Annotated in this window: 3 protein-coding genes; all 3 read right to left on the bottom strand. The window is 47.9% G+C overall.

Annotated elements, in window-relative coordinates:
• Positions 1–1,281: MFS transporter (locus FDW87_RS17910; RefSeq protein ID WP_137380048.1), on the bottom strand; the 1,281-nt coding region annotated here is incomplete at its 3' end.
• Between the two features lie 106 nt (positions 1,282–1,387).
• Complete coding sequence (locus FDW87_RS17905; RefSeq protein WP_016153432.1) at positions 1,388–2,239, bottom strand: helix-turn-helix domain-containing protein; 852 nt, start codon at positions 2,237–2,239, stop codon at positions 1,388–1,390.
• Positions 2,240–2,370: 131 nt separating this feature from the next.
• The coding region (locus FDW87_RS21225) for a hypothetical protein (protein WP_212725447.1) at positions 2,371–2,654 on the bottom strand (284 nt) is incomplete at its 5' end.

The following is a 2,654-nucleotide window of genomic DNA, read 5'->3' as shown; positions in this document are numbered from 1 at the left end:
ATCGTTCGACGCCTGTCCGTTATCAGGCGTCGCCACCATTTCTGTTTCTGCATTAAATTCATTACGTTGCTTGCCGTGGAAGCACAGCCAGCCGATAACCATGCCTATCGCCACAATCGCCGTCAGCAGGCAATAAAGAACCACTGGCCCCGCGCTCAACAGAACAGGAGTGACGAACGCCAACAAGCCGCAGGTCAGACGGGCGATACCGACAATCACCCCTTGTGCGGTGGCGCGTAGCATGGTGGGGAATGACTCTTGCGCCCACACTTTCATGATGCCTTCGAAGGCAAATCCTGTGCCGATATTGGTAAACAGCAGGCAGCAGAACCAGGAGAGTGGCGAGAAATTAAACAGTACCGGCACGAAATAACCACCGGACATCATCACCGCGCCAAAAATAAAGAATGGAACCCGTTTTGAGGTATCAACGACGCGCATAAACATCAACCCAGACGCCACGCTCACTGGCAGAATCAACAGCCCCCACAGCGAGTGCGTGCTGACAGAAATGCCCACCACATTTACCGCTACATAAGCCCCAAACTGCCCGCCGGTATTGGCCGCCAGATTGGTGAAGGTATAAAAGATACACAGCGAGATAAACGGCCACAGGTATTTGCCTTCAAGCAGATCGCGCCAGCCGGTTTTCTGCGCCCGCACGGTGGCGATGCCACGACGCAGTTCATCCTTTGCTGCCAACCACAGCGGCGACTCAGGGATAGACCAACGCAGGATCATCAGCACAACCGCCACCAGCCCAACGTGCATATACATGATTTGCGCACCAATCAGCCCCCAGTCGCCGACGATAGCGGAGATCCCCATCGTGGCGCCAATTCCCACCAGCCAGAGTAAATTGGACAAGCCGATAATCTTGCCGCGGTTTTCATCGTTCGCCGCTTCGGAGATAGTCGCCAGAGAGACGGGTAAATCAGCCCCTGTCGCCAGCCCCACCAAGAGTGTGCCCAGCACCAGGAACGGGAAGTTCAAACCAAAGGCCAGCGCCAGCGTGCCGATAAAAATCATCGCCATCGTAATAATAAAAACATTACGACGACCAATACGGTCTCCAAGACGACCGCCACCAAAAGCCCCAGCGGCAATACTCAGCGTTAATAATCCAGATAAAATGCCAATTTGTAGTGCAGTAATACCCATTGTTTTTTGATAAATGACTAAGGCTGTACCACTGGAAACAATAGCCGCCGAATCAATATATGATGCCATTCCAGACACCACCCCAATATACCAGGGGTTAGGTGTTTTATTTTTTGACATAACGATTCCCTTAAATTTACAGATAGTAAGGCGAGAAATAAGCGTATGGCCTACCCCCGTCACGATGGATGGTAGTAATAATTTTTTATTGTTATTAACCTAACAATTAAATCGCTATTAAAACTCGTGAATGAAGTTCACGTTCATGGCTTGGAGGATAATGAAAATACCGTCGATACGATTCAGTCAACCTGATCGCATTCATAAAACCACAACGTGCCGCAATTTCACTGATGGTTTTATCCGTAGTGCGCAGTAATTCTTGAGCTTTTAATACACGATACAACATCTGGAATTTAACCGGAGTATAACCGGTCACTCGCTTAATTAAGCGATACATCGTGCGCCTGGCGACACCGTTATCATCACTCAACACATTCCAGTCCAAATGACGCAAGCTACTGGTCTTGAGCATACGGATCAGGTTGGCTCGCCCTCGCTCATCAGGGCTAAGCGCCTCGGTCTGGCGGTCGCACTGGCAAAGCGTGTTGATGATGTTCAGCAAAGCGACTTCACACAATGAAAAATAGAGCACATCATAGTTACTCTCGTTACGTGAGATTATCTCCTGGCTCAATACCTCAATACGCGCCAGCGCTCCCTGAGTTAACGCCAGCGCGGTAGGCTGTAGAAGTTTTTCTTTTATACAATCGAGCAAATTATCAATGTGCTGTAAAAAATGAAAACTGCGCGGGCGACGAATTAATATATTAATAACCGACAGATTATTAGTTGAAACATAACTATGGGTATCGTTAGCGGTCACTAAAAAAAAGTCACCCTGGCAGATAAAACGAACCAGGTCATTAATAATATGAAACCCGCTACCGCTACGGACAATCACCAGTTCATCAAAATCATGCCCGTGCACACCTTCCATTAATTGGTTATTCATCGAAAAAAGACAAAACGCATGTTGCTCTGAATGAAAAAAATCATTCTCACGTAAAATTCGCATATCTCCCCCGCCGCTATTCGAGTAAAAACACTCGGGATATCGATAAATAACCTACTGACATAATATATTGCCTTGCACTGATAACCATTTAACTGCAATTATTATGACAAGTCTATATATCGCACTGTCACTCAGGCGTAACCTGCTGTGACCTCAGCATCATTTCGGTAAATAACCGCCAAGTTATGGCATAAAAAAGAGGATATACGCCGTGCAGATGAACCCACTTCATCCTGGCATTCAACCGGGTACGAATCATAGTGCAGGGCACATTGTCCCGACTGGCGGCCCAATAACCCTGCGGGATCCACAAAAGCGCCGCGCTCGGTATGCAGCGAGCGAACCCGTTCTGGCAACGTCACCGAAAAAATGGATAGTAAGTAAAGAGAACGATAGGTATCTGTAGGCCGGATAA

It is taken from the genome of Citrobacter sp. wls826, from assembly GCF_005281245.1.
GTDB classification, from domain to species: domain Bacteria; phylum Pseudomonadota; class Gammaproteobacteria; order Enterobacterales; family Enterobacteriaceae; genus Citrobacter; species Citrobacter braakii.
This window is presented reverse-complemented; position numbering and strand designations above follow the sequence as displayed.